Raw genomic sequence first — 20,692 nt, 5'->3', positions numbered from 1 at the left:
CCCGCGACAGCGGGACCGGCGCGGTGGCGGCGGCGCCGGCGGTTCCGGCGGCGGTGGCCAGCGGCGCGATGCGCCGCCAGCGAACAGCGCCATGGCCGACGCGCTGCGTCGCGCCGGCCTGGTGCGGCCGGAGCGCGGCAAGCGCTGACCGGCGACCAAGCACGTCACGGCGGCCCGGACCGGGAAGGTCCGGGCCGCCGCGTTGTGAAGTGGCCCGCGTTTTACGGCCATTCCCTTGCCAGACCGGCGGGTAACAACTTACGGTGCCGTAACCTACGGTCTCGTAGGTATTCGCGTTTCCCGCCAGGAGCTCCAGTGACCCTCAGCCCCACTCCACCGCACAGCTCGGACCAGTGGACCGACGTCCGCCTGATCCATGCCCTGGAGGAGGTGGTGGAGAAGGAGCTCAACCGCCACCTGGCCATAGCCAAGGACTGGATGCCCCACGAGTACGTGCCGTGGAGCGACGGCCGGAACTTCGACGGTCTGATGGGCGGCGAGCCCTGGGCCGTGGAGCAGTCCAAGGTCACCGACATCGGCCGCACCGCCCTGGTGGTCAACCTGCTCACCGAGGACAACCTGCCGAGCTACCACCACGAGATCGCCTCGATCTTCGGCCGTGAGGGCGCCTGGGGCACCTGGGTGCACCGCTGGACCGCGGAGGAGGGCCGGCACGGCATCGTGCTGCGGGACTACCTGCTGACCACCCGTGCCGTCGACCCGGTGGCGCTGGAGAACTTCCGCATGTCGCACATGTCGGAGGGGTTCGAGTCCGACAACGGGCACTCGATGCTGCACTCCGTCGCGTACGTGGCCTTCCAGGAGCTGGCCACCCGAATATCGCACCGCAACACCGGCCGCGAGTCCGGTGATCCGCTGTGCGACAGGATGCTGGCCCGGATCGCCACCGACGAGAACCTGCACATGGTCTTCTACCGCAACCTGCTGAAGGCGGCCTTCGAGCTGGCCCCCGACCAGGCGATGCGGGCCGTCGCCGACGTGGTGGTCAACTTCCGGATGCCGGGACACGGCATCCCCGGCTTCGAGCGGGCCGCGGCCCGGATGGCCATCGGCGGCATCTACAACCTGCGCATCCACCACGACGAGGTGCTCCAGCCGGTGCTGCGCTTCTTCAAGGCGCTGGACGTCAGCGGCCTCGGTCCCGAGGGCCTGAAGGCCCAGGACGAGCTCGGCCAGTTCCTCGGCGGTCTCGACTCCGAGGCCACGATCTTCGACGAGCGCCTGGCCGCCAGGCAGGCCAGGCTCGTCGCCCGGGGCAAGGCCTGACGCCCTCCCCTTCCGCCGGGCGGTGCCCGCGCCGATAACCGGTTGCCCCGCCGCCCGGCCGTCTCCTACGCTCGTCCACGACCTGTCGTCGTCGTGAGGAGGGCCCGTTGGAGGGCTGAGGTCGCTGACACCGCGAGCCCGATGCCCGCGCGTCCCGAGTCGGACGTGCGGCGCCGCGTCGCGTGATCGACCTCGGCTGAGCCCGGCCCTCCCGCCCGTCTCGTCGTCCGCTCCGATCTGCCTGTCCCGGCCGTCTCCGGGCCCGGTGTCGCCACGTTCCGTCAATCGTTCGTGACAAACACCGGAGCTTCGAGATGCCCACCACCGCCCAGCTCACCTGTGTCCGGCTCGGCTACACCTGGCCGGACGGCACCCGGCTGTTCGACGGCCTCGACTTCGCCGCGGGGCCCGGCCGCACCGGCCTGATCGGGCTCAACGGCAGCGGGAAGTCCACCCTGTTGCGGCTCCTCGCCGGCCGCCTCACCCCCACCTCCGGCACGGTCCGGGTGACCGGCGAGCTCGGCTACCTGCCGCAGAACGTCACCCTGGACACCGGGCAGCGCGTCGACCAGGTGCTCGGCGTCGACCGGGCTCGGGCCGCGCTGCACGCCATCGAGTCAGGGGACGTGGCCGACGAGCACTTCGCCGCCGTCGGCGACGACTGGGACGTTGAGGAGCGCACCAGGGCCACCCTCGACCAACTCGGCCTGACCGGCGTCGACCTGGACCGGACCGTGGGCCGGCTCTCCGGCGGTCAGACCGTGCTGCTCGGCCTCGCCGCCCTGCTGCTGCGCCGTCCCGACGTGCTGCTGCTCGACGAGCCCACCAACAACCTCGACCTGCGGGCCCGCGAGCGGCTCCACGCGGCGGTGGCCGGCTGGTCCGGGGTGCTCGTGGTGGTCAGCCACGACCGCGAACTCCTGGAGCGGGTCGATCAGATCGCCGACCTGCGGGAGGGCAGGATCGGCTCGTTCGGCGGCACGCTCTCCGCGTACGAGGCCGCGCTGGCCGTGGAACAGGAGGCCGCCGAGCGGACGGTGCGCGCCGCCGGGGCCGATGTGCGGCGTCAGAAGCGGGAGTTGGTCGAGGCCAACGAGAAGCTGGCGCGCCGGGCCGGCCAGGGGAGGCGGGAGGCGGAGCGCGGCGGCGCGCCAAAGATCCTGATCGGGGCCAGGAAGCGGCGCGCCCAGGAGACCGCAGGTCGCCACCGCGGGCTGCACGAGGACCGGCTGTCCGACGCCAGGGAGCGCCTGGCCGAGGCGGAGACCGCCGTCCGGGACGACGACGAGATCCGGGTCGACCTGCCGCACACCGCGGTGCCGGCCCGCCGCCGGGTGCTGGAACTCGCCGACCTCGAACTGCGCGGTGGCGTCCTGGCCGCACTCGAGGTGATCGGCCCCGAGCGGATCGCGCTGACCGGCGACAACGGCGCCGGCAAGACGACGCTGCTCGACACCGTGGCGGGCGCGCTCGAACCGGTGTCGGGCGCGGCTCTGGCACACGTGCCGCTGCGGTATCTGCCGCAGCGCCTCGACCTGCTCGACGAGTCGCTGAGCATCCTCGAGAACGTCCGCCGGCTCGCGCCGGCGGCCGACCCGCAGCACATCAGGGCCCAGTTGGCCAGGTTCCTCTTCAGGAAGGGGCGCCCCGACCAGCTGGTCGGCTCCCTCTCGGGCGGCGAGCGCTTCCGGGCGTCGCTGGCCGCGCTGATGCTGGCCGAGCCCGCCCCGCAGCTGCTGATGCTCGACGAGCCGACCAACAACCTGGATCTGGCCAGCGTCCGGCAGCTGACCTCGGCGCTGCACTCCTACCGTGGGGCGCTGCTCGTGGTCAGTCACGACCTGCCGTTCCTGCGCGGTATCGGGGTCACCAGGTGGCTGGCCCTGGACGGGGAGCTGAACGAGGTCGACCCGGGATGAGCCGCGGCGGGGCCGGCCCACCCGACCGGCCCCGTGCCCCGCGGATGCCCGTGAGCCCGGCCCTAGCCGAGCTGGTTCGACTGGAGCCGGGCGTAGGCCCCGCCGCGGCGCAGCAGCTCCGCGTGGCTGCCGACCTCCTGGATCCGCCCCTGGTCGAGTACCACGATCCGGTCGGCCCCGCGGACGGTGGACAGCCGGTGGGCGACGACGAAGACCGTGCGGCCGCGCATCAGCCGGTTCATGGCCTCCTGGACCAGCGCCTCCGAGCGGGTGTCGAGGGCGGAGGTGGCCTCGTCGAGCACCAGGATCCGCGGGTCGCGGATCAGCGCCCTGGCGATGGCGATGCGCTGCCGCTGGCCCCCGGAGAGCCGGGCGCCGCGCTCGCCGACCACCGTGTCGAGCCCGTTGGGCAGCCGGTCGACGAACTCCAGCGCGTTGGCGTCGCGCAGGGCGTCGCGCACGGTCTCCTCGTCGATGTCCGGCATGCCGTAGCCGACGTTCTCCCGGACCGAGCCCTCGAACAGCACGGACTCCTGGGGGACCACCGAGAGGAAGCGGCGGTAGCTGCGCAGGTCGAGTCCTGCCATGTCGCTGCCGTCCAGCAGGATCCGGCCGGAGACCGGGCGGATGAAGCCGATCAGCAGGTTGAGGACGGTGGACTTGCCGGCGCCCGAGGCGCCCACCAGGGCGATCGTCTGGCCGGGCGGCACCCGGAGGTCGAACCTGGTCACGGCGGCGGGTCCCTCGCCGTCGTACCGGTAGCTGACGTCCTCGAAGTCGAGCCGGCCCTTGACCGCCGTCACCTGGGCCTTGCCCGCGTTGACCTCCAGGTCGGGGGCCTCGAGCACCTCGCCGGCCGAGCGCACCGACTCCAGGCCCTTGGAAATGATCGGGGTCAGGCTCATCATCATCGTCATGGAGCCGGTCAGGGTGGTGAAGAAGGTGCTGAGCATCACCACGTCGCCCGGGCTGATCGGCAGCCAGGCGTAGTACGAGACCAGCGCCGCGCCGGCCAGGAAGCCGATGCCGATGGCCTGGAGCAGGATCCAGGCGAGCGCCCCGAAGTGACCGTTGATCAGGTCGAGCCGTATACCCGCGGTGAGCACCTGGCGCAGGCTGCCGTCGACCCGGCCGATCGCGGTCCGCTCCAGGCCGTGGGCCCGGGTGACGGGGATCAGGCTGGTCATCTCCCCGACCCGGGAGGAGAGTTGCTCCACCTGGCGGCGGAACCGCTCGTTGTGGCTGCGCAGCCGGCCGCGCAGCCTGCGCACCAGCAGGGTGGTGGCGGGCACCATCACCAGAAAGACGGGCAGCGCCTCCGGGACCCGGGCCGCGATGACCACCATGCCGCCGACGAGGGTGATGATGGCGCCAAGACCGGTGTCGGCGGTCTGCTGCGCCGACACCTCGATGTTCTCCACGTCCCTGATCACCTTGGTCTGCAGGGCGCTCGCGCTGATCCGCGAGTGGTAGCCGATGGACAGCTCCTGCATCCGCCGACAGAGCGCGGAGCGCAGCCCGGTGCCCACGCGCCGCACGCTGCCGTGCATGCAGCGGACGTAGAGCAGGTGGGTGGGGTAGTTCAGCAGCAGCACGACGGTCAGCACCATGGTGTTGACGCCGAGTTGGGAGATCGGCCGGCGTTCCACGACGATGTCGATGATGTTGGCGGTGACCAGCGGGAGCAGCCAGACGGGGCTGTGCTTGACGATGAATGCGAGCACGGCGACCACTATCCGGAGGCGGGCGTCCCGGAAGAGATAGGCGAGGGTCCGCACCGGATGTTCCCCCCGGTAGCGGTGCTCCAGGGGACCTTGCGGAAGAGCCATGACAGCAGCACTCCAACGTCCAGGGGAAAGAGTCGGGATGACCTTGCCCCTCATCCCCCTCGAACACTCTCCGAAATGTCGATAGCGAGTGGTCTCGGCCCTATTGCGTATGGTTCGGGCTAATTCATATACATGGTGATAGTAACCATGTATGGTGCCGACCCTTTCGAAACCGTCGCGCTGTGGTCGCCCAGCGGTCCTATTTCTCAACTTGCGTATAGTCGCGACACAAGCGGCGGCGCACTCCGGCGCTCGCGTCGGGGGCGCGGCCCGCCACGGATTCGCTACGGTGCGCCCCGGCCGGTCGGGTGACCTCGGCCTTGGCGGCCTTCGGGGGGTGCTGAGGGCTCGCCGGGCAAATCCGGTCGGCAATCGGTCGCACCCGAAAACGCTCGATCGAATTGCGTCCTATTTGTGGCGAGTTGCGGTCACTGGGTCATGCCGTCCTGGCACATGCCAAGACTCGGTGCCATGGACAGTAGATCAGGCGCCGCCCTGCCGTTCCCCGGGGTCCCTCCGACAACCGGCCACGCCGGGATCTGGCGGTTCAGCGTCCCGCCGGTCGAGCACGCGGTGCCGCGTATCCGGCACGCGGTGCGCGATCTGCTCCGCCGCCAACAGGCACCGCTCACGGCCGACCGGCTGTACGGCGTGTTGCTGATCCTCTCCGAACTGGTCACCAACTCCGTCCGGCACGCCGCGCTGCTCACCACCGAGATCGGCGTCGAGGTCGGCTTCGACGCGCACTGGGTCCGGCTCTCGGTCGAGGACGGGCACCCGTACCGGCCGCGGGCCCTGGAGGCCGCGCCCGACCAGCAACACACCGGCGGGCGCGGTCTGCTGCTGGTCAAGGCGACCGCGCTGGAGGCCGGCGGGGACTGCGGGGTCGCGCCGACCGCGACCGGCGGCAAGCTGATCTGGGCCGCCCTCCCGGTGGACGGGTTCTGAACGGCCGCCCGGCCGACTCACCAGCCGGCGGTGGCCCCCGTCAGCTCCCGGATCGCCGGCCGGGCGGCGTCGAGCACGGTGTGGAACCAGACCGAGAACGCCCGGGCGGCCCGCAGCCTGCTCAGCTCGCCAGGGGTCACGAAGGCCGTGTCGTCGACCTCCGCCGGATCGGGCCGCAGCGGCTCGGTGACGACGCCGGCGAAGAGGTGGTTGTACTCCTGCTCCACCAGGCCCGAGGCCGGGTCCGGGTGGTTGTACCGCACCGTGCCGGCCTCGCGGAGCAGCGCCGGTGCCGCGCCGAGCTCCTCGGCGGTGCGGCGGGTCGCGGCCAGGAACGGCGGCTCGCCCGGATAGGGGTGCCCGCAGCAGGTGTTGGACCAGACGCCGGGGGAGTGGTACTTGCCGGCCGCCCGACGCTGGAGCAGCAGCCGCCCTGCCGGGTCGAAGAGGAAGACGGAGAAGGCCCGGTGGAGCAGCCCCGGCGCCCGGTGGGCGGAGAGCTTCTCCGCGGTGCCGATCGTCCTGCCGTCCTCGTCGACGAGTTCGAGCAGGATCGGATCGGCCGCGACGGCTGTGCTGTGGGGCATGTGAGACCTGTTCTCCCGGTATTACTGGCCCCGCGCTCGCTCTGTTTGGACCAGCCCTTCGACCAGTGTGCCCCACGGGGTCAGTGACAGAGCCCCGCCTCGTGTGCCGCGTGACCGCGCGGCTCCAACTGGAATGTGCAGTGCGCCACATCGAAGTGCTCGCCCAGGCAGTTCTGGAGGTCGTGCAGCATCCGCTCGTGGCCGATGGCGTCCAGGGTGTCCTGGTCCACCACCACGTGCGCGGAGAGCACCGGCATCCCCGAGGTGATCGTCCAGACGTGCAGGTCGTGCAGGTCCGCCACTCCCGGGAGCTCCAGGATGTGCGACCTGACCTCGGCGATCCGCACGTCCTTCGGCGCCGCCTCGAGCAGCACGTCGAGCGCCTCCCTGGCCAGTTTCACGGTGCGCGGCACGATCAGCGCCGCGATCACCAGCGAGGCGATGGTGTCGGCCTGCTGCCAGCCCGTGGTGATGATCACAACCGCGGCGACCACCACGGCCACCGAGCCGAGCGCGTCGGCCAGCACCTCGAGGAAGGCGCCGCGCACGTTCAGGCTCTCCCGCTGGCCGCGCATCAGCAGCGCGAGCGCCACCAGGTTGAGCGCCAGGCCCACCACGCCGAACAGTACGGTGAGGCCGCCGGGTACCTCGGCCGGCTCGCGCAGTCGCTCGACCGCCTCGAAGGCGATGTAGCCGCCGACGCCCAACAGCAGCAGGCAGTTCACCAGCGCGGCGAGGATCTCCATCCGCGCGAAGCCGAAGGTGCGCCGCTCGCTCGCCGGCCGGTTGGCGACGTGGATCGCGAAGAGCGCCAGGGCGACGCCGACCGAGTCCGTCGCCACGTGGCCCGCGTCGGCCAGCAGGGCGAGCGAGCCCGTGACGGCCGCGCCGACGATCTGGGCGACCAGCAGCGTGAGGGCCAGCACGAGGGCCCAGCGGAGCCGGCCGACATAGGCCGCGCCCGCGGTGCCCGCTGCCCCCGTCGGGCCCCCGTGGTGGTGTTGGTGTCCGTGGTTGTGTCCGGCTCCCATGGCTCGGCGCCCTCCTGAGATCGATCCGGCGTCGCGACCTCAGTGAACTACGGGTGGGGGGTATCTGGCAACGCGGCACTGAACACCGTTGTCATTGCGCTGACCTGCGGGTTTGCCAGTTCTGGTGACGGTGTCCGCGGTAGTGGCCCGCCGCTGGCGCGAACCCTCAGGTCAGGCCGGTTCCTGGGGTCGGGCGCGCCAGCCGGCCCAGGCGGACTCCACCATCTCGGCCAGGCTCCTGCGCGCCTCGAAGTCGAGCCGGTCGCGCGCCAGCGCGGCCGACGCCACCACGCGCGCCGGGTCGCCAGGGCGCCGGTCGGCGACCCGCGGCGCCGGCTCCTTCACGCCGGTCACCTCGGCCACCAGCTCGGCCAGCTCCCGCACCGAGGCCCCCCGGCCGGTGCCGATGTTCACGGTCAGGTCGCCGGCCGCCGCCGGGTCGTCCGCGCGCTGGAGATGGCGGACGGCGGCCAGGTGGGCCTCGGCGAGGTCGGAGACGTGCACGTAGTCCCGGACGCAGGTGCCGTCCGGCGTCGGGTAGTCGTCGCCGAAGATCAGCGGGGCCTCGCCGCGCTCCAGGCGCTCGAAGAACATCGGGATGACGTTCGCCGCCCCCGTGTCCACGAGGTCGGTCCTGGCGGCGCCGGCCACGTTGAAGTAGCGCAGGCAGACCGTGCCGAGCCCGTGCGCCCGCCCGGCGGCCCGCACCAGCCACTCGCCGGCCAGCTTGGTCTCGCCGTAGGGGTTCATCGGCCGGCACGGCGTCTCCTCGGTGACCAGGCCGTCCGTGAGGTCGTCGGCCGCCGGCATCCCGTAGACGGCGGCGGACGACGAGAAGACGAACCGGCGCACCCCCGCCGCCGCCACCGCCTCGAGCAGCACCGTGAGGCCGTGCACGTTGGCCCGGTAGTAGCCCAGCGGGTCGCCGACGGACTCCGCGACCTGCTTCCGCGCCGCCAGGTGCACGACGCCGGTGACTCGGTGGACCGTGAGGACCCGGTCGAGCAGCTCCCGGTCGAGCGTCGAGCCGACCTCCAGGGGCACGTCGGCCGGCAGCCGCTCGGCCCGCCCCGTGGAGAGGTCGTCGAGCACCACGACCCGCTCTCCCGCGGCCCGCAGGACCTCGACGACATGTGCCCCTATGTACCCGGCGCCACCGGTGATCAGCCAGCTCATGGCGGCAGCCTAACCGCGGGCGCGCACCGTGTCCGACCGATCGCGTAGGGTCGCATTCGTGCCCGCGGAGGGGAGTGACATGAACTCCGGGTTTCCTGAGGCCAACGCCATTCTTGCCGCAGGGTTCTCATCAGATAATCTCTGCCGACGTGCGGGGCGCAGAGCGCGCCCTCGCCCCAAGGAGTGAGTCACCTGTCGACCGCGATCCTCACCGGTCCGCCCGTCCCCGGGTCGACGCTCGAGCGCGACCTCTCGGCGCTCGGGTTCGCCGTGCGGCAGGCGGAGCGGCCCGCCGCCCTCGCGCAGGCCCTGGCCGCCGTGCCGGCCGGCCAGCGCGTCGCCGTGGTCGACCCCAGGTTCGTCGGGCACCGGCACAGCCTGCGCCTCGGCCTCACCGACCCCCGCTTCGGCGTGGCCGCCATCCCCGGCGCGGTCGCCGTGCTGCCGAGCGAGCGCGGCGCGCTGACGGCCTCCGCCACCGAGGACGCCGCCCGGGCCACGGCCGGTGAGCCGGGGGCCGCCGGCGGCGCGGTCGCCGCCCCGCCGACCACCGGCTGCCTGCCCGACCGGCTGGCCGAGCGCGTCGAGGCCGAGGGCACCCCGGTGCACCGCCCCGAGCTGGGCACCCTGGTCGCCGCCGTCCCCGCCACCGGCGCCGAGCGCACGGAGGCCGCCGCGGCCGTCGCCGCCGTCGACGACGAGGCCGTCCGGCTGCGCTCCGCCGTCAAGTCGCGCGACGGCTTCTTCACCACCCACCTCGTCAGCCCCTACTCCCGCTACCTGGCCCGCTGGTGCGCCAACCGCGGCCTCACCCCCAACCAGGTCACCACCGCCTCGCTGCTCACCGCCCTGGTGGCGGCCGGCTGCGCCGCCACCGGCAGCCGGGGCGGCTTCGTCGCCGCCGGTCTGCTGCTGCTGTTCTCCTTCGTGCTCGACTGCACGGACGGCCAGCTCGCCAGGTACTCCCTCCAGTACTCGACGCTCGGCGCCTGGCTCGACGCCACCTTCGACCGGGCCAAGGAGTACGCCTACTACGCCGGACTCGCCATCGGCGCCGCCCGCGGCGGCGACGACGTGTGGGCACTGGCGCTCGGCGCCATGGTGCTCCAGACCTGCCGCCACATCGTCGACTTCGCCTTCAACGAGGCCCACGTCACCCCCCAGGGCGCCTCGGCGGGCGCCGCGTCCGCCGCCCTCACCGGCCGGCTCGACCGCATCGGCTGGACGGTCTGGGCCCGCCGCATGGTCGTGCTGCCCATCGGCGAGCGCTGGGCCCTGATCGCGGTCCTCACCGCGCTCACCACCCCCCGCACCACCCTCGTCGTACTGCTGGTGGCCTGCGGCCTCGCCGCCTGCTACACCACCGCGGGCCGGCTGCTGCGCTCCCGGCGGCTGCCCGCCCTCGGCCAGGATCGCGTCCACGCCCTCGACGGCCTCGCCGATCATGTCGCCCTCGCCGACGCCGTCGCCGCCGCCCGCACCCCCATACGCCGCCCGGCGCTCGCCGCGCCCCTCTGGGCCCTGGCCGGCACCCCCGCGCTGCTCGCCGGCCTGCTGCCGTTCGGCGTCGCCGGCGGCTGGGCCGCCGTCGGCGCCGCCGCGCTCTACGCGCTCTGCGCCGGCCGTGCGCTGGCCGCCGAGCCGACCCGGCCGTTCGACTGGCTGCTGCCGCCGCTCTTCCGGGCCGGCGAGTACCTCACCGTGCTCCTCATCGCCGCCGACAGCGGGGTGAACGGAGCATTGCCGGCCGCTTTCTGCCTGGTTGCGGCCAGCGCCTACCATCACTACGACACGGTGTACCGCCTCCGTGGCGGCGCCGGGTCGCCCCCCCACTGGCTGGTGACGGCCGCCGGCGGCCACGAGGGCCGCACCCTGGCGGTCACCGCCGCTGCCGCCCTCTGGTCGGCCGGGGCGGGCCTCACCGCCGCGCTGTCCGTCCTCGCCGGCGGTCTCGCGCTTCTGGTGCTTGGCGAGAGCATCCGCTTCTGGATCTCCTCCCAGGCACCCGCCGTACACGACGAAACAGGAGAACCCGCATGATCGGCCTCGTGCTGGCCGCCGGCGCCGGCCGGCGTCTTCGCCCCTACACGGACACCCTGCCCAAGGCGCTGGTCCCGGTGGTCGAGCCCACCGACGGAGGCGAGCCGAGAACCGTCCTCGACCTCACGCTGGCCAACTTCGCCGAGGTCGGCCTCGCCGAGGCGGCCATCGTCGTGGGCTACCGCAAGGAGGCCGTCTACGAGCGCCGCGCCGAGTTGGAGAGCCGCTACGGCGTCAAGCTCACCCTCGTCGAGAACGACAAGGCCGAGGAGTGGAACAACGCCTACTCCCTCTGGTGCGCCAGGGACGTCATCAAGGAGGGGGTGATCCTCGCCAACGGCGACACCGTGCACCCCGCCTCCGTCGAGAGGACCCTCCTCGCGGCCCGCGGCCAGGGGCAGAAGATCCTCCTCGCCCTGGACACCGTCAAGAAGCTCGCCGACGAGGAGATGAAGGTCGTCGCCGACCCGGTCACCGGCGTCCGCCGCATCACCAAGCTGATGGAACCCGCAGAGGCCACCGGCGAGTACATCGGCGTCACCCTGATCGAACCCGAGGCCGCCGCCGAGCTGGCCGACGCGCTGCGCACCACCTTCGAGCGCGACCCCCAGCTCTACTACGAGGACGGCTACCAGGAGCTGGTCAACCGCGGCTTCCAGGTCGACACCACCCCCATCGGCGAGGTCAGCTGGGTCGAGATCGACAACCACGACGACCTCGCCAAGGGCAGGGAGATCGCGTGCCGGTACTGACCCGCCTCATCCCGTCCCCCGTCTCGGTCGACATCGCCGCCGGGGCCCTGGACAACCTGGCGGGGCTCCTCGCTGACCAGCGGATCTCCTCCTCGGGCCGGCTGGCCTTCGCCATCAGCAACGGCTCGGGCGCCGGCCTGCGCGAGCGGCTGGCCCCGGCCCTCCCGGGCGCCGACTGGTACGAGGTCGGCGGCGGGACCATCGACGCCGCCGTCCAGCTCGCCGACGCCATGCGCTCGGGCCACTACGACGCCGTCGTCGGCCTCGGCGGCGGCAAGATCATCGACGTCGCCAAGTACGCCGCCGCCCGCGTCGGGCTGCCGCTGGTGGCCGTCGCCACCAACCTCGCCCACGACGGCATCTGCTCGCCCGTCTCCACGCTGGACAACGACGCGGGGCGCGGCTCCTACGGGGTGCCCACCCCGATCGCGCTCGTCGTCGACCTCGACGTGATCCGCCAGGCCCCGGTCCGCTACGTGCGCTCCGGGGTCGGCGACGCCGTCTCCAACATCTCGGCCATCGCCGACTGGGAGCTGTCCCACCGCGAGACCGGCGAGCAGATCGACGGGCTGGCCGCCGCCATGGCCAGGCAGGCAGGCGAGGCCGTGCTGCGCCACCCGGGCGACTGCGGCGACGACGCGTTCCTCACCGTGCTCGCCGAGGCGCTGGTGCTCTCCGGCATCGCCATGTCCATCGCCGGTCACAGCCGGCCGTCCTCCGGCGCCTGCCACGAGATCTGCCACGCGCTGGACATCCTCTACCCGAAGCGGTCGGCCCCGCACGGCGAGCAGTGCGGCCTCGGCGCGGCCTTCGCCATGCACCTGCGCGGCGCCCGCGAGCAGTGCCGGCTGATCGTCGACGTGCTGCGGCGCCACCGCCTGCCGGTGCTGCCTGGCGACATCGGCTTCAGCACCGAGGAGTTCGTGACGGCCGTGGCCTTCGCGCCACAGACCAGGCCGGGGCGCTACACCATCCTCGAGCACCTCGACCTGACCACCGACGAGATCAGGGACGCGTACGCGGACTATGTCAAAGCCATCAGTAGCTGAACTCCGACCGGTCGTGCACCCGGCCGGGGTCAAGGACCGGCGCAGCGGCGAGCACTGGGCCGGCCGCCTCTACATGCGGGAGATCTCGCTGCGCTGGACCAGGCACCTGGTCGGTTCGCGGATCACCCCCAACCAGCTCACCTACCTGATGGTGGTGGCCGGGGTGGCCGCCGGCGCCGCGCTGCTGGTGCCCGGGCTGGCCGGCGCGCTGCTCGCGGCCCTGCTGATCCAGCTCTACCTGCTGCTCGACTGCGTGGACGGCGAGGTCGCCAGGTGGCGCGCCCAGACCTCGGTCACCGGCGTCTACCTCGACCGGATCGGCCACTACCTGGCCGAGGCCGCGCTGCTGGTCGGCTTCGGCGTGCGGGCCGCCGACGTCTTCGCCCAGGAGGGGCCCGCGCCCAACTGGCTGTGGGCCTTCCTCGGCACCGTGGCCGCCCTGGGCGCCATCCTGATCAAGGCCGAGACCGACCTCGTCGACGTGGCCAGGACCCGCAGCGGCCTCGCCGCCGTCCGGGACGAGGCCGCCGTGCCCCGCTCCTCCGGCATGGCGCTGGCCCGCCGGGCGGCCGCCGCCCTCAAGTTCCACCGGCTGGTCGGCGGCGTCGAGGCGTCGCTGCTGATCCTGCTCGTCGGGGTCCTCGACCTGGCCCGCGGCGACCTGTTCTTCACCCGGTTCGGGGTCGCCCTGCTGGCCGCGATAGCGGTGGTCCAGACCCTGCTGCACCTGGTGTCCATCCTCGCCTCCAGCAGACTGCGGTGACGGAGGCGCCCGGGGGCCCCGGCGGGAGCCGGGGCGCCGCACCGCCGAGGCTCGGCGCGATCGTCCTCACCATGGGCGACCGCCCCAAGGAGCTGCGCGCGCTCCTCGACTCGGTCGCCGGGCAGGACGGCGATCCGATCGAGGTCGTGGTGGTCGGCAACGGCGCCGCGCTGCCCGACCTGCCCGAGGCGGTCCGCGGCATAGAGCTGCCGGAGAACCTGGGCATCCCCGGCGGGCGCAACGTCGGCATCGAGGCCTTCGGCCCCGGCGGCCACGAGGTCGACGTGCTGCTCTTCCTCGACGACGACGGCCACCTGCCCCACCACGACACCGCCGAGCTGGTCCGCGCCGCCTTCGGCGCCGACCCGCGCCTCGGCATCGTCAGCTTCCGCATCGCCGACCCGGCCACCGGCACCACCCAGCGCCGCCACGTGCCCCGGCTGCGCGCCTCCGACCCGCACCGCTCCTCGCGGGTCACCACCTTCCTCGGCGGCGCCAACGCGGTGCGCACCCGGGTGTTCCAGGAGGTCGGCGGCCTCCCCGAGGACTTCTTCTACGCCCACGAGGAGACCGACCTGGCCTGGCGGGCGCTGGACGCCGGCTGGCGGATCGAGTACCGCGCCGACCTGGTGCTGCACCACCCGGCCACCGCGCCGTCCAGGCACCCCGGCTTCCACCGCATGGTCGCGCGGAACCGGGTGTGGCTGGCCAGGCGTAACCTGCCACTGGTGCTGGTGCCGGTCTACCTGCTGGTCTGGCTGCTGCTCACGGTGGCCAGAACCCGCTCCATGGCGGCCCTCGGAGCGTGGTTCCGCGGCTTCGTGGAGGGCTGGCGGACGCCGTGTGGTCGCCGGAGACCGATGCGGTGGCGTACGGTGTGGCGCCTGACACGTCTCGGCCGACCTCCCGTCATCTGACAAGCTCGGATCTGAGACCATCCTGGAGCCGCGGCTCCGCGGCGCCATCCGCCTGCTGCCCTGCGAGGACGAGAGTTTTCAAGGTGAGTGAGACCACGCGCACCAGCGCACCCCCACACGAGGTGACACCGGCCGAACTCGCGGCCCTTCACGGTCTGTCCGTCAGCGGTGCGCGACCCTCGTTGCCCCAGTACGTACGGCAGTTGTGGGGACGCCGGCACTTCATCGTCGCCTTCTCGCAGGCGAAGTTGATGGCTCAGTACAGCCAGGCGAAACTCGGCCAACTCTGGCAGGTTTTCACGCCACTGCTCAACGCCTTCGTCTACTTCCTGATCTTCGGCCTTGTCATGGGTGGCAAGGACGACATGAAGAACGACGAGTACATCCCGTTCCTGGTCACCGGCATCTTCGTCTTCACCTTCACCCAGGCCTCGGTGATCTCCGGAGTCAAGTCGATCTCCGGCAACCTGGGCCTGGTCCGGGCCCTGCACTTCCCCCGGGCCTCGCTGCCCATCTCCTTCTCCCTCCAGCAGCTCCAGCAACTGCTCTACTCGATGGCCGTGCTGGCCGTCGTGATGATCGGCTTCCAGCACTTCCCCGGCTTCTCCTGGGTGCTGGTGGTCCCCGTGCTGGCGCTCCAGCTGGTCTTCAACACCGGGCTCGCCATGGTCTTCGCCAGGATGGGGAGCAACACCCCCGACCTGGCCCAGCTGATGCCGTTCATCCTGCGCACCTGGATGTACGGCTCCGGCGTGATCTTCCCGCTGCGCTACAAGATCGAGGAAACCGACGCGCCGTCCTGGGTGATCGACGTGCTGGAGGCCAACCCGGCCACCGTCTACATCGACCTCATGCGCCACGCCCTGATGGACGGGGCCTATGCCGAAGGCGTCCCCCAGATCACCTGGGTCTACGCTGTGGGCTGGGCGGTCGTCATAGGTGTCGGCGGCTTCGTGTACTTCTGGAAGGCTGAGGAGCAGTACGGCCGTGGCTGATTCCAACATCCCCGCCGGTGCGGCGGGCGACGGGCGCGTGCCCACCGTCATCGCGGATGACCTGCACATCGTCTACCGGGTCTACGGCCACGGCCCGCGGGGCAACGCCACCGCCGCGCTGCGCCGGATCGTCAAGCGCCAGCCCCGGGCCAGGGTGCGCGAGGTGCACGCGGTGCGCGGCGTCAGCTTCGTCGCCTACCGCGGCGAGGCGATCGGGCTGATCGGCACCAACGGCTCCGGCAAGTCGACGCTGCTGCGCGCCATCGCAGGGCTGTTGCCCGCCGAGCGCGGCCGGGTCTACACGGACGGTCAGCCCTCGCTGCTCGGCGTGAACGCGGCTCTGATGAACGACCTGACCGGCGAGCGGAACGTGATCCTCGGCGGCCTGGCCATGGGCATGTCCCGGGAGCAGATCAAGGCGCGCTACGAGGACATCGTGGACTTCTCGGGCATAAACGAGAAGGGGGACTTCATCAGTCTCCCGATGCGGACCTACTCCTCGGGCATGCAGGCCAGGCTCCGGTTCTCCATCGCCGCCGCCAAGGACCACGACGTGCTGATGATCGACGAGGCCCTGGCCACCGGCGACAAGAAGTTCCAGCGTCGCTCCGAGGACCGGGTGCGCGAGCTGCGCACCGAGGCCGGCACCGTCTTCCTGGTCAGCCACAACAACAAGTCCATCCGCAACACCTGCGACCGGGTACTGTGGTTGGAGAAGGGCGAGCTGCTCATGGACGGCCCCACCGACCAGGTGCTCAAGGCGTACGAGGAGGAGACCGGCAAGTAGCCGTTCTCCGCTGGTCCGGGCCGCCTGCCCGGACCAGCGGCGTCCGACGCGCCTCAGCTGGACCTCGGGCGCACGAACCTCTCCTCCCCGCACACGCGGGGTTGTTCCGGTAGAAATACAGGTATGACCAGCTTGGCGACGGCGGGAAGCCCGTGCTGACCGCTCCGGCCGGCGCGGGCACCGAAGCGGTGCTCGCGAAGTCGGCACACGAGAACTTCCCGGTGGCGCCGCGGTTCCTGCCGCGCGCCTGGCGCGACGACCTGATGGCCCTCTACGGCTACGCCAGGCTCGTCGACGACATCGGCGACGGCGACCTGCCCCCCGGCGGCTCCGACGCCCTGCTGCTCGGCCTCCCCGCCGACCTGGCCGACGACCGCCCCGCCATGCTCGACGCGCTGGCGGCCGACCTCGACCGCGCCTTCGCCGCCGCCCGCCTCGTCCAGGGCGGCGGCCCGCCCCGCCACCCGCTCGTCGCCCGCCTCGTGCCCACCGTCCGGCGCGCCGGCCTCGACCCCGAGCCGTTCCACGCGCTGATCGAGGCGAACCGCGTCGACCAGCACACCCACCGCTACGCCACCTTCGACGAACTGCTCGGCTACTGCGAGCTCTCGGCCAACCCGGTGGGCCGGATGGTGCTCGGCGTCACCGGCACCGCCACCCCGGAGCGGATCCGCCGCTCCGACGCCATCTGCTCCGCCCTCCAGGTCATCGAGCACCTGCAGGACGTCGCGGAGGACCTCGAACAGGGGCGGATCTACCTGCCGGCCGACGCCATGGCCAGGTTCCACGTCACCGAGGCCGACCTCGCGGAGCCCACCGCCAACGCGTCCGTCCGCACCCTGATCGCCCATCTCACCGATCGGGCACGTAGGCTGCTCGACGAGGGCGCCCCCCTGGTCGGCAGCGTCCAGGGGCGGCTGCGGCTGATGCTCGCCGGATTCGTCGGCGGCGGCAGGGCGGCCGCCCAGGCCATCGCCGACGCCGGGTACGACGTGCTGGCGGGGTCGCCCAAGGCGAGCAAGGCCGGCCTGCTGTACGCGGCGGGAACCACACTCAGAAGGGGCGCGTGAGCTCAACCTCGTGACCAACAGCCCGACCAGCCAGAACCCGACGCCCGCCGTCGTCGCCGCCTACCAGTACTGCGAGGCCGTCGCCGGCCAGCACGCCAGGAACTTCAAGTACGGCGCCCGGCTGGTGCCGGCGGCCAAGCGGCAGGCGCTCTGCACCATCTACGCCTTCGCCCGCCGCGTCGACGACATCGGCGACGGGGGCCTCGCCCCCGACGTCAAGGAGGTCAGGCTCGCCGAGGCCCGAGCCCTGCTGGAGCGGGTGCGGGCCGGTGCCGTCCCGGAGGACGACGTCGACCCGGTGGCCGTCGCCCTCACCCACGCCAGCCGCCGCTACCCGATCCCGCTCGACGGCCTCGACGAACTGATCGACGGCGTCCTGATGGACGTCCGGGGGCGCCGCTACGAGACCTGGGACGACCTGCGCTCGTACTGCCGTTGCGTGGCCGGCGCCATCGGCCGGCTCACCCTGGGCGTGTTCGGCACCGTGCCGGGCGCGCGCCATGTCGAGCGCGCCCCCGAGTACGCCGACACCCTCGGCCTCGGCCTCCAACTCACCAACATCCTCCGCGACATCCGCGAGGACGCCGAGAACGGCCGCACCTACCTGCCGGCCGAGGATCTCGAGAAGTTCGGCTTCGCCGACCAAGAGCGCTTCGGCTTCCTGGACGACGAAGGCGAGCCCGCCCTCGTCCCGCCCCGCGCCGGCGGCGACTTCGTCGGCCTGGTGCGCTTCGAGGTCGCCCGCGCCCGCGAGTTGTTCGCCGAGGGCTTCCGGCTGCTGCCGATGCTCGACCGCCGCTCGGGCGCCTGCGTCGCCGCCATGGCCGGCACCTACCACCGGCTGCTCGACCGCATCGCCGAGGACCCCCACGCGGTGCTCCGCGGCCGGGTCGGCCTGCCGGCCGCGCAGAAGGTGCTGGTCGCCGTGCGCGGCCTGTCCGGCGTCGACGCCCGCCGCGCCGCCGGGCGGGCGTGGCCGTGACCGGGCGGCCGCGCGGGCACACCGTGGTCGTCGGCGGTGGCCTGGCCGGCACGGCCGCGGCCCTCGCCCTCGCCGACCGCGGCCGGCGGGTCACCCTGCTCGAGACCCGCCCCCGGCTCGGCGGCCTCGCCTTCTCGTTCCGCCGGGACAGTGCCATCGGCCCGCTCACCGTCGACAACGGCCAGCACGTCTACCTGCGCTGCTGCACGGCCTACCGGGGGTTCCTCGACCGGATCGGCGGCACCGCGCTCGCCCCCCTGCAACCCCGCCTCGACGTTCCCGTGTTGGACGCCGAGCGCCGGCGCCTCGGCCGTATCCGCCGCGCCGCCCTCCCCGTGCCGCTCCACCTGGCCGGCACCCTAGCCCGCTACCCGCACCTGCCGCCGGCCGAGCGGGCCGCCGTGGTCCGCGCCGTCGCCGCGCTGCGCCGCCTCGACCCGGCCGATCCCGCCCTGGACGACCAGGACTTCGGCAGCTGGCTGCGCCGCCACGGGCAGCGCGACCGGGGCATCGAGGCCGTCTGGGACCTGATCGGCGTCGCCACCCTCAACGCCAGGGCCGACGACGTCTCGCTCTCCATCGCCGCCATGGTCTTCCGCACCGGGCTGCTGTCGGGGCCCGACGCCGCCGACATCGGCGTGCCCCGGGTGCCGCTCGGCCACCTGCACGACACCCTCGCCCGCGGCGCCCTGGACCGGGTCGGGGTCAGCGTGCTCACCGACACCAAGGTCCGCCGGCTGAGCCAGACTCCCGGCGGCTGGCGGGTCACCGTCGACAGCCGGCAGCGCGTCCCGGAGTCCGGCCCCGACGAACTCGCCGCCGACTCGGTCGTCCTGGCCGTCCCGCAGGAGGCCGCGCACCGCCTGCTGCCCTCCGGCGCCCTCGCCGACCAGGGGCGGCTGCTGCGCATCGACAACGCGCCGATCCTCAACGTCCACGTGATCTACGACCGGCCGGTGCTGCGCCGCCCGTTCTTCGCCGCGCTCGGCAGCCCGGTGCAGTGGGTGTTCGACCGCACCGGGCCGGCCGGCCTCGCCGACCGGCCTGGCCACCGCGACCAGTACCTGGCGCTCTCCCAGTCCGCGGCCCAGGACGAGATCCAGCTGCCGACCGACGTGCTGCGCAAGCGCTACCTGCCCGAGCTCGCCCGGCTGTTGCCGCCCGTGGCCGGCGCCCGGGTGCGGGACTTCTTCGTCACCCGGGAGCGCGCCGCCACCTTCGCGCCGGCGCCCGGCGTGGGCCGGTTGCGCCCCGGCCCGGTCACCCGGGCCCCCGGGCTCTACCTGGCCGGTGCGTGGACGGCCACCGGCTGGCCGGCGACCATGGAGGGCGCGGTGCGCAGCGGGCTCGCGGCCGCGCGGGCGGTGCGGGCGGCGCGGATATGCCCCCCTTCGCCATGACCGCCGCCGGCCGGCGAGGCCCCACCCCAGTACCGCCAGACGTCTTCGCATCTTCCCAAGGAGAGCTCGTGAACCCCGCAGACCCCCACGGCCATGGTGCCGCCCTGGCACTGCTGGAGCGCGGGCGGGCACTTGCCGCTCCCGCGCTGCGCACGGCCGTCGACCGGCTGGCCCCGCCCATGAACAACGTCGCCGCCTACCACTTCGGTTGGATCGACGCCCACGGCCGGCCGACCGAGGCCGACAGCGGCAAGGCCGTGCGGCCCGCCCTCGCGCTGCTGTCCGCCGAGGCCGCGGGCGCCGGCGCGGAGGCCGGCGTGCCGGGCGCCGTCGCCGTCGAGCTGGTGCACAATTTCTCGCTGCTGCACGACGACCTGATGGACGGCGACGAGCAGCGCCGGCACCGCGACACCGTCTGGAAGGTGCACGGCCCGGCCCAGGCCATCCTGGTCGGCGACGCGCTGTTCGCGCTGGCCGTCGAGGTCATCCTGGAGGGCGGCACCGAGCACGCGGCCCGCGCCGCCCGCCGGCTCGCCGCCGCCAGCCGCAAGCTGGTGGACGGCCAGGCGCAGGACATCGCCTTCGAGCACCGCGAGCGGGTCAGCGTCGCCGAGTGCCTGGAGATGGAGGGCAACAAGACCGGCGCGCTGCTGGCCTGCGCCGCCGGCATCGGCGCGGTGATCGGCGGCGCGGACGACACCCTCGCCGACGCCCTGGAGACCTACGGCCACCACCTCGGGCTCGCCTTCCAGGCCGTCGACGACCTGCTCGGCATCTGGGGCGACCCGGCCACCACGGGCAAGTTGACCTGGAGCGACCTGCGGCAGCGCAAGAAGTCGCTGCCGGTGGTCGCGGCGGTGGCGGCCGAGGGCCCGGCCGCCGAGCGGCTGACGGCGCTGCTCACGGCGGACGCCAAGAAGAGCCAGGAGGAGTTCGAGGACTTCGACGAGGCCGAGTTCGCCACCCGCGCCGCGCTGATCGACGAGGCCGGCGGCCGGTCCTGGACCGAGGAGGAGGCCAGGCGGCAACACCGCACCGCCCTGGCCGCGTTGGACGGCCTCGACATGCCGGCCGGGGTGCGGGAGCAGCTGACCGCGCTGGCCGACTTCGTGGTGGTCCGCCGCAAGTAGGCCCCGGCGGGCCCCCGCCCGGGGCCTCCG

Annotated in this window: 18 protein-coding genes; 14 read left to right on the top strand and 4 right to left on the bottom strand. The window is 72.9% G+C overall.

Translation table 11 applies throughout. From position 1 onward, the window contains the following. Window positions 1–315: 315 nt before the first annotated feature. Both ACYVPE_RS22185 and ACYVPE_RS22180 read left to right on the top strand, forming a co-directional pair. Window positions 316–1,287 (top strand): acyl-ACP desaturase, encoded by a 972-nt coding sequence (locus tag ACYVPE_RS22185; RefSeq protein ID WP_461035419.1) that lies wholly within the window; start codon window positions 316–318, stop codon window positions 1,285–1,287. 314 nt (window positions 1,288–1,601) lie between these two features. Then, the gene (locus ACYVPE_RS22180) at window positions 1,602–3,206 is read left to right on the top strand and encodes an ABC-F family ATP-binding cassette domain-containing protein (protein WP_461035418.1); all 1,605 of its coding nucleotides are present in this window, start codon (window positions 1,602–1,604) and stop codon (window positions 3,204–3,206) included. A 62-nt stretch (window positions 3,207–3,268) separates the two neighbouring features. Here the strand turns inward: ACYVPE_RS22180 and ACYVPE_RS22175 are convergent, their stop codons facing one another. Next, window positions 3,269–5,035, bottom strand: a complete 1,767-nt coding sequence (locus ACYVPE_RS22175; protein WP_461035417.1) for an ABC transporter ATP-binding protein — start codon at window positions 5,033–5,035, stop codon at window positions 3,269–3,271. A 471-nt stretch (window positions 5,036–5,506) separates the two neighbouring features. Between ACYVPE_RS22175 and ACYVPE_RS22170 the strand changes: the two genes are divergently transcribed. Beyond that, complete coding sequence (locus ACYVPE_RS22170; RefSeq protein WP_461035416.1) at window positions 5,507–5,983, top strand: ATP-binding protein; 477 nt, start codon at window positions 5,507–5,509, stop codon at window positions 5,981–5,983. Window positions 5,984–6,000: 17 nt separating this feature from the next. Here the strand turns inward: ACYVPE_RS22170 and idi are convergent, their stop codons facing one another. From idi to galE, 3 genes are all read right to left on the bottom strand, one after another. Beyond that, window positions 6,001–6,570 carry an isopentenyl-diphosphate Delta-isomerase gene (idi, locus tag ACYVPE_RS22165; RefSeq protein WP_461035415.1) on the bottom strand — a complete coding sequence of 190 codons (570 nt, stop codon included), beginning with the start codon at window positions 6,568–6,570 and terminating at the stop codon, window positions 6,001–6,003. Window positions 6,571–6,650: 80 nt separating this feature from the next. Then, entirely contained in the window at window positions 6,651–7,601 is a 951-nt protein-coding gene (locus ACYVPE_RS22160; RefSeq protein ID WP_461035414.1) for a cation diffusion facilitator family transporter, read from the bottom strand. 171 nt (window positions 7,602–7,772) lie between these two features. After that, on the bottom strand, window positions 7,773–8,777 hold the full coding sequence (gene galE / locus ACYVPE_RS22155; protein ID WP_461035413.1) for a UDP-glucose 4-epimerase GalE: 1,005 nt from the start codon (window positions 8,775–8,777) through the stop codon (window positions 7,773–7,775). Window positions 8,778–8,969: 192 nt separating this feature from the next. Between galE and ACYVPE_RS22150 the strand changes: the two genes are divergently transcribed. The 11 genes from ACYVPE_RS22150 to ACYVPE_RS22100 all read left to right on the top strand — a co-directional run bounded on the left by ACYVPE_RS22150 (window position 8,970) and on the right by ACYVPE_RS22100 (window position 20,662). After that, window positions 8,970–10,817, top strand: coding sequence for a DUF5941 domain-containing protein (locus ACYVPE_RS22150; protein WP_461035423.1), 1,848 nt, complete (start codon window positions 8,970–8,972; stop codon window positions 10,815–10,817). Beyond that, a complete protein-coding gene (locus ACYVPE_RS22145) occupies window positions 10,814–11,569 on the top strand; it encodes a phosphocholine cytidylyltransferase family protein (RefSeq protein WP_461035412.1) in 756 nt (251 codons plus the stop codon). The genes ACYVPE_RS22150 and ACYVPE_RS22145 overlap by 4 nt, the downstream gene beginning before the upstream one ends. Further along, complete coding sequence (locus tag ACYVPE_RS22140) at window positions 11,557–12,618, top strand: iron-containing alcohol dehydrogenase family protein (RefSeq protein WP_461035411.1); 1,062 nt, start codon at window positions 11,557–11,559, stop codon at window positions 12,616–12,618. Before ACYVPE_RS22145 ends, ACYVPE_RS22140 begins: the two co-directional genes overlap by 13 nt. Continuing rightward, window positions 12,596–13,381: a CDP-alcohol phosphatidyltransferase family protein gene (locus tag ACYVPE_RS22135; protein WP_461035410.1), complete on the top strand. Its 786-nt coding sequence runs from the start codon at window positions 12,596–12,598 to the stop codon at window positions 13,379–13,381. The genes ACYVPE_RS22140 and ACYVPE_RS22135 overlap by 23 nt, the downstream gene beginning before the upstream one ends. Before the next feature lie 71 nt (window positions 13,382–13,452). Further along, window positions 13,453–14,298 (top strand): glycosyltransferase family 2 protein, encoded by an 846-nt coding sequence (locus ACYVPE_RS22130; RefSeq protein ID WP_461035422.1) that lies wholly within the window; start codon window positions 13,453–13,455, stop codon window positions 14,296–14,298. 83 nt (window positions 14,299–14,381) lie between these two features. After that, window positions 14,382–15,293: an ABC transporter permease gene (locus tag ACYVPE_RS22125; protein ID WP_461035409.1), complete on the top strand. Its 912-nt coding sequence runs from the start codon at window positions 14,382–14,384 to the stop codon at window positions 15,291–15,293. After that, window positions 15,286–16,080 (top strand): ABC transporter ATP-binding protein, encoded by a 795-nt coding sequence (locus ACYVPE_RS22120; protein WP_461035408.1) that lies wholly within the window; start codon window positions 15,286–15,288, stop codon window positions 16,078–16,080. The genes ACYVPE_RS22125 and ACYVPE_RS22120 overlap by 8 nt, the downstream gene beginning before the upstream one ends. A gap of 152 nt (window positions 16,081–16,232) precedes the next feature. After that, window positions 16,233–17,150 (top strand): squalene synthase HpnC, encoded by a 918-nt coding sequence (gene hpnC, locus ACYVPE_RS22115; RefSeq protein ID WP_461035407.1) that lies wholly within the window; start codon window positions 16,233–16,235, stop codon window positions 17,148–17,150. Window positions 17,151–17,160: 10 nt separating this feature from the next. After that, complete coding sequence (gene hpnD, locus ACYVPE_RS22110; protein WP_461035406.1) at window positions 17,161–18,132, top strand: presqualene diphosphate synthase HpnD; 972 nt, start codon at window positions 17,161–17,163, stop codon at window positions 18,130–18,132. Then, window positions 18,129–19,532: a hydroxysqualene dehydroxylase HpnE gene (hpnE, locus tag ACYVPE_RS22105; protein ID WP_461035405.1), complete on the top strand. Its 1,404-nt coding sequence runs from the start codon at window positions 18,129–18,131 to the stop codon at window positions 19,530–19,532. The genes hpnD and hpnE overlap by 4 nt, the downstream gene beginning before the upstream one ends. Next, window positions 19,529–20,662 carry a polyprenyl synthetase family protein gene (locus ACYVPE_RS22100; RefSeq protein WP_461035404.1) on the top strand — a complete coding sequence of 378 codons (1,134 nt, stop codon included), beginning with the start codon at window positions 19,529–19,531 and terminating at the stop codon, window positions 20,660–20,662. The genes hpnE and ACYVPE_RS22100 overlap by 4 nt, the downstream gene beginning before the upstream one ends. Window positions 20,663–20,692: the final 30 nt, after the last annotated feature.

Source organism: Streptomyces mayteni (assembly GCF_054783955.1).
Note: the sequence above shows the minus strand (reverse complement) of the source record. Positions and strands in the feature narration are given on the sequence as shown.